Origin of the sequence: Mitsuokella sp. AF33-22 (assembly GCF_003475755.1) — a bacterium.
In the GTDB taxonomy this organism is placed as follows: Bacteria; Bacillota; Negativicutes; order Selenomonadales; family Selenomonadaceae; genus Mitsuokella.
The window spans coordinates 22629-28661 of sequence record NZ_QRQA01000023.1; the positions used below are offsets into that span (position 1 = coordinate 22629).

The following is a 6033-nucleotide window of genomic DNA, read 5'->3' on the forward strand; positions in this document are numbered from 1 at the left end:
CCTTCTGTATAATCGTATAAATTCTTCCAACCAAGGATTAGTATACACTAATTTCCCACATTTGTTTACATTATAGAAGGAAGTATTCTGTATTCATCGTAAATTGTGTAATAATTTAATCTTTTTTCTTGCCCTGATGCAGTCGCTCGGCCAGGAGCGTGTAACGTCGTTTCGTGCGGTCGTTCTCCACAGCGGTATTCAGCGCCGCACGGGACCCCAGCAGGATGACGAGGCGTTTGGCACGCGTCACGGCCGTGTAGAGCAGATTGCGCTGCAGCATGATGTAATGCCCCTTGGTGAGCGGCAGGATGATGACGGGGTACTCACTGCCCTGGCTCTTGTGGACGCTCATCGCATAGGCGAGCTGCAGCTCTCCCATCTCACCCTGCTCATAGTCCACCTCAAGGTCTTCGCCGAAGCGCACAGTGAGGCGGCCCGGTTCCATGTTCACGATGAAGCCGATATCACCGTTAAACACCTGCTTGTTGTAATTGTTCTTCATCTGCATGACCTTGTCGCCCAGGCGGAAAGTCTGCGTGCGGTTGACGAATTCCGGCTTCGAGGGCGCGGCGGGATTTAGGGCTTCCTGCAGCAGCTTGTTGAGATTGTCAACGCCGCAGGCCTGGCGGTGCATCGGCGACAGCACCTGCACGTCAAACAGCGGCGAGAATCCCTGTGCCGGCAGGATTTTCGTGCAGAATTCGAGAATCTTTGCTGCCGTGGCCGCTTCGTCCGGCATTTCCCAGAACTGGAAATCCCCGTGCAGCGAGCAGACCGGCAGCCTGCCGGCATTGATGGCATGAGCGTTGACGACAATCGTGCTCTCCTCGTGCTGGCGGAAGATTTCCGTCAGGCAGACGCACGGGATTGCCCCCGAGCGCAGGATATCCTCGAGCACGGCACCGGGACCAACGGCCGGCAGCTGATCCACGTCGCCGACGAGGATGACATGGCAGCCATCCGGTACGGCCGCCAGGAAATGCTGCATGAGCACGATATCCATCATCGAGACTTCATCGAGGATGATGACATCCGCCTCGAGCTGCTCATCCTCCGTCTTGCCGAATACGGGAGCCCCGGCACCACTCTGGCCGCCCTGGGCCTCCAACATGCGATGAACGGTCATGGTCTTGCGCCCCGTGGCCTCGGCGAGACGCTTGGCCGCACGGCCGGTCGGCGCGCCCAAGAGGATCTCGAGGCCCTGTGATTCCAGAAGATCCAGCATGCCGCGGATGACCGTCGTCTTGCCTGTACCGGGGCCGCCGGTCAGCACGAAGACACCGTGCAGCAGGACAGCTGCCATGGCCTGGCGCTGCCCATCGGAGAGCGTCAGGCCCGTCTCATGTTCCCATCGTGCGACGAGTCTCGCCGGCGGCTGTGCCAGCTCGATGGGATCGGCATAACGCTGCAGGTAGAGCAGTTTGCGCGCCGTCTTGATCTCAGCACGATGCAGATAGGGCGGATAAATGAGCGTCTCACCCCGTGCCTCTTCGACGATGAGGCGCTGTGCCTGAAGTTCGCGTCGGAGTACCTCGCGGACGCGCTCCCTGTCGACCGTGAGGAGACGGCTTGCGCGCTCTACGAGCGGCCCGGCGGGAATGCAGCAGTGCCCGGCCAGAGCTATCTGCTGCAAGGCATAGTCGATGCCGGCCATCACGCGCTGCTCATGGTCTTTCGGAAGCCCAAGGCTCGCCGCGATGGTGTCGGCCGTGGCAAAGCCGATGCCTTCGACTTCCTGTGCAAGCTGATACGGATGATTCTCGAGCATGTCGAGCGAGAACGAGGAATACTTCTTGAAGATGCGCCCGGCAAACGTGCCCGAGATACCGTGATTCTCAAGCCACAGCATGATTTCGCCGAGCTCTGACTGCGAGCGGTATGACGCCACGATCTTATCAGCCGTCTGCCTGCCGATGCCCGGCACCTCGAGCAGCCGCTTTGGCTTTTCCTCAATGATGGTCAGCGTGTCCTGGCCAAACGCCGTCACGAGGCGATGGGCCATGGCCTTGCCGACACCGTCGATGACGCCCGATGCCAGGAAGCGCTCGATGCCCTCAACGCTTGAAGGTGCCTCGATGCGGATGCTCGCCGCACGGAACTGCTGCCCGAAGCGCGCATGGTTGACCCACTGGCCCTTCAGATGGACCTGCTGTCCCACGAGCGGCGGCTCTCCCTTGATAGTGGCCGTGATGCGGCTGTTCTGCTGTGACGGTTTGACGCGGAAGACCGAGAATTTGCCATCATCGCTCGCATAAATGACGCTGTCCACCACGCCTTCAATCTCTTCCTGTCCCTGAAATCCAATCAGGGTCTGCTGTACGACGGCCATAACGACTCCTTTCTCTTCCCGCCTGACATCAGGCTTCCGTCAAACGCTCCCATTTCGCATAACGCTGTTCGATTTCCTCTTCCTTGGCCGCATAAGCCGCCGCAATCTCCTGGCTCTTCTGCGGGTCCGACTGGATTTCCGGATCATTCATCTGGAATTCCAAGCCCTTGAGCTCGGCTTCGGCCATGGCGATCTCGGCTTCGGCGCGCTGGATCATCTCCTCGCGCTTGGCATCACTCATGCTCTGGATGCGGCCGATCTCAGCCCGTTTTTTCTCTTCTTCACGCGCGCGCTGCTCAGCCGCCTGCTCCGCAGCATGTTTTTCGGCAGCAGCCGGCTTCTGCCTGTGCTTTTCCCTCTCCTCTTTGGCCTTGCGGAGTTTTTCCGCTGCGAGGCGTTCTTCCTCAGCTTCTTCCTCCGCCAGTTCCTTCTTCATGAGGTAATAGCTGTAATTGCCGAGGTATTCCGTGAGCTTCCCATCGGCGAGCTCCAGCGTGCAATTCGCGACCTTGTCGAGGAAATAGCGGTCATGCGAAACTGCCAGGAATGTTCCGGGGAAGGCCATCAGCGCCTCCTCCACGGCCTCGCGCGCCGGGATGTCGAGATGGTTCGTCGGCTCATCGAGAATCAGGAAATTCGCCCCGGTCAGCATGAGCTTGAGGAAGGCCACACGCGACTGCTCGCCGCCGGAAAGGTCGCCGATGAGGCGCAGGACCTCATCGCCATGGAACAGGAAGGCTCCGAGATATTTGCGCGCCTGTTCCTCATTGATGCCGTATTCGTAGATGAGCTCGTCAAGGATCGTGCGGTCCATGTGCAGGCCCTCGTGCTGCTGCGAGAAGTAACCGATCTTGACGCGGCTGCCGATCTTGACGCGGCCCGTCGGCGACTCCAGTTCGCCGACGAGGATGCGCAGCAGCGTCGTCTTGCCCGCGCCATTGGGGCCGACAAGCGCGACACCGTCCCCCCTGCGGATCAGCAGGGAAAGATGCTCAAAGATCGTATGGCTGCCGAAGGACATGGAAACATCCTCGAGCTCCGCCACACGCTGTGCACACTCCGGCGGTTTATTGAGCGCAAAATAATTGAAGGAGGCATCCTCCGGCGGCAGCACGATGCGTTCCAGCCGGTTGAGCTGACTCTGGCGCCCGCGGGCCTGTTTGCTCTTGATGCCGGCCTTGTATTTGCGGATGTACTCCTCCGTCTTGCGGATGTGCTCCTGCTGTTTTTCATAGGCCGACTGCAGCGCGGCGCGCCGCTCCGTCTTGACCTTCATGTAATACGTGTAATTGCCGTCGTAATTCGTAACCGTACGGCCTGCGAGTTCCAGGATACGCGTGGCGACGCGGTCGAGGAAGTAACGGTCATGCGAGATGATGAGCACGCCGCCGGAATAATTCTTGAGGAAGCCCTCCAGCCATTCGATCATGTGAATGTCAAGATGGTTTGTCGGCTCGTCGAGGAACAGGAAATCCGGTTCGCGCAGCAGCGCTTTCGTCAGGCAGATGCGCGTCTTCTGTCCACCGGAAAAATGCGCGACATCCTTGTCAAAATCCTCTTCGGTAAAGCCCAGGCCAAAGGCCACGCGGCGGATACGGCTCTCGAAATCGTAGCCGCCGAGCAGTTCAAAACGTTCGACCACCTTGCCGTAGGCGGCCATCGTCTCCTCATCGGCATGATCGGCAATCTGTTTCTCCAGCGCCTTCTTGCGCTCGCCGAGCGCGATGACATCATCGAAAGCCCGCAGGAATTCCTCGTAAAGCGTACCATCGCCAAAGTCCGCCTGCTGTTCGACGTAACCGATCGTGCCGGCGTCGTCGAGCTGGATCGTACCGCCATCCGTTTCTTCGAGTCCGAGCAGACAGCGCATCAGCGTCGTCTTGCCTGCACCATTGGCACCGACAAAACCAACCTTGTCGCCGCGGGACACCTCAAAACTGACATCGTGAAAGAGCTCGTCGATGCCAAAGGCCTTCTTGAGGCCCGTTACCTTCAACATACCCAAATTTTATTCACCTCAAACAATCCATGACATCGTCATGCCGATAGAGAAAGGGACGGAGCATGCGCTCCGCCTCCTCACTTTCCTTTTTTCTTATAATCCCGTCCGATGTTGACAACAGCCTGGTTGGAACTGCCGCCATCGCGAATCACACAGGCAAACGGCATGCCGTAGAACACATCCGTATTGCGCGTCGAAGTCGTGATCGTCGTGGTCGGGTTGGCATTCGTCTTGCCCGTCTCAACTCCGGAGATGATGAAGCCCTTGCGCTGCAGCACCGCAGCCACCTCAGCACCCGCTCCGTCAATGCCGCTTGAGTTGATGACCATGACCGAGATCTCCTCAGGTTTCATCGGCTTATCCTCTTCATCCTTGGCATCCTGCCCGGTGAGCTTCGTGCTGCCGTTCGTCTTATGCGCGAGCATCTTGAGGTCCTTCGGCAGATCGGCATCGTACTTATCCTCTGCCGCCTGTGCCTCTTCTTCCGCTTGTGTCGTCAGCGTCAGATCAAGCGCAGATGCCATGAGTTCCCGTACATCGGTGATATCGGGGATCCAGTAGCTGATGTCTTTGTGATAGGCCGGCTGTCCCGGCACCATCTGCGCCTCAAGGCCATTGGCCTGATACGTCTTCATCTGCTTGGCAAAACTCAAAAGATCCGTTACCGACATATCCGTCTTGACAGCCGAGCTGACTTCCTTGACGATATCCGGCAGCCGCGGCAGGATTTCCGGAGAAAGCACCTGGGCCATCACGGCTTTCATGAATTTCTGCTGACGCCCAATGCGGCCGATATCGCCTTCACCATCACGGTAGCGGACGTATTGGATGGCTTTCTTGCCATCCATATGCTGTTCACCCGGATAGAGATCGATGACGAGGCCGCCGTTGTCATCCCAGGGATCTTCATAATGCATCCGCTTTTCCACATCGATGTTGACACCGCCGATAGCATCGATGATGCGCTCAAATGATTTCGTATCGATGATGATGTAGTGGTCCATCGGCACGCCGAGAAGGTGCTCAACAGACTTCTGTGTCAGCTTATGACCACCGTACGCATAGGCATGATTGACCTTATCGTAGCCATGCCCCTCAATTGCCACGCGTGTATCACGCGGAATGGAGAGCAGAGCCGCCTTTTCCGCCGTCTGGTCGATGGATGCGACCATCAGCGTATCGCTTCGGCCCACATCATCCTTGCGGCTGTCCACGCCCATGATCATGACATGGACAATCTGATGGTCGGTATCCCCGATTTCATGGGAAGATGGGTTCCCTTTTATGGCAGCGTAACAGCCGAACGCAACGGCGATGATGACAACCAGGATCAGAGCCAGCCATTTCACCCGCCGGAAACTGCGTTTCCTTTTACGCGTTTTACGCATTCCCTCGCGCTCCTTACGACCTAAAACAATTCAAAACTAAACTATACACATTATATAAGTATAGCAAACATCGGACCCGCATGCAATGAAATCTAAGACCGCACACCTCGATATCCGGGCACGAAAAAAGCCCCGCCAAAGCGGGGCTCTTGATAAACCAGCAACTCCCTATCCTCCCAGCCCGTCTCCAGGCAAGTACTTTCGGCGTGCATGTGCTTAACTACTGTGTTCGGTATGGGAACAGGTGGAACCACATGGCCAGCGTCACTGGATAAACCGGCAATTTCCTATCCTCCCAGTCCGTCTCCAGACAA

Annotated in this window: 3 protein-coding genes and 1 rRNA gene; all 4 read right to left on the reverse strand. The window is 57.6% G+C overall.

Annotated features, from left to right (window positions below):
* Positions 1 to 115 precede the first annotated feature (115 nt).
* The 4 genes from DWZ54_RS11590 to rrf all read right to left on the reverse strand — a co-directional run bounded on the left by DWZ54_RS11590 (position 116) and on the right by rrf (position 5991).
* Positions 116 to 2329 (reverse strand): ATP-dependent RecD-like DNA helicase, encoded by a 2214-nt coding sequence (locus DWZ54_RS11590; protein WP_118476394.1) that lies wholly within the window; start codon positions 2327 to 2329, stop codon positions 116 to 118.
* 28 nt (positions 2330 to 2357) lie between these two features.
* Positions 2358 to 4334, reverse strand: coding sequence for an ABC-F family ATP-binding cassette domain-containing protein (locus DWZ54_RS11595; RefSeq protein ID WP_118476392.1), 1977 nt, complete (start codon positions 4332 to 4334; stop codon positions 2358 to 2360).
* Between the two features lie 74 nt (positions 4335 to 4408).
* Positions 4409 to 5719: an LCP family protein gene (locus tag DWZ54_RS11600; protein ID WP_118476390.1), complete on the reverse strand. Its 1311-nt coding sequence runs from the start codon at positions 5717 to 5719 to the stop codon at positions 4409 to 4411.
* A 155-nt stretch (positions 5720 to 5874) separates the two neighbouring features.
* Positions 5875 to 5991, reverse strand: a 5S ribosomal RNA gene (rrf, locus tag DWZ54_RS11605).
* Positions 5992 to 6033: the final 42 nt, after the last annotated feature.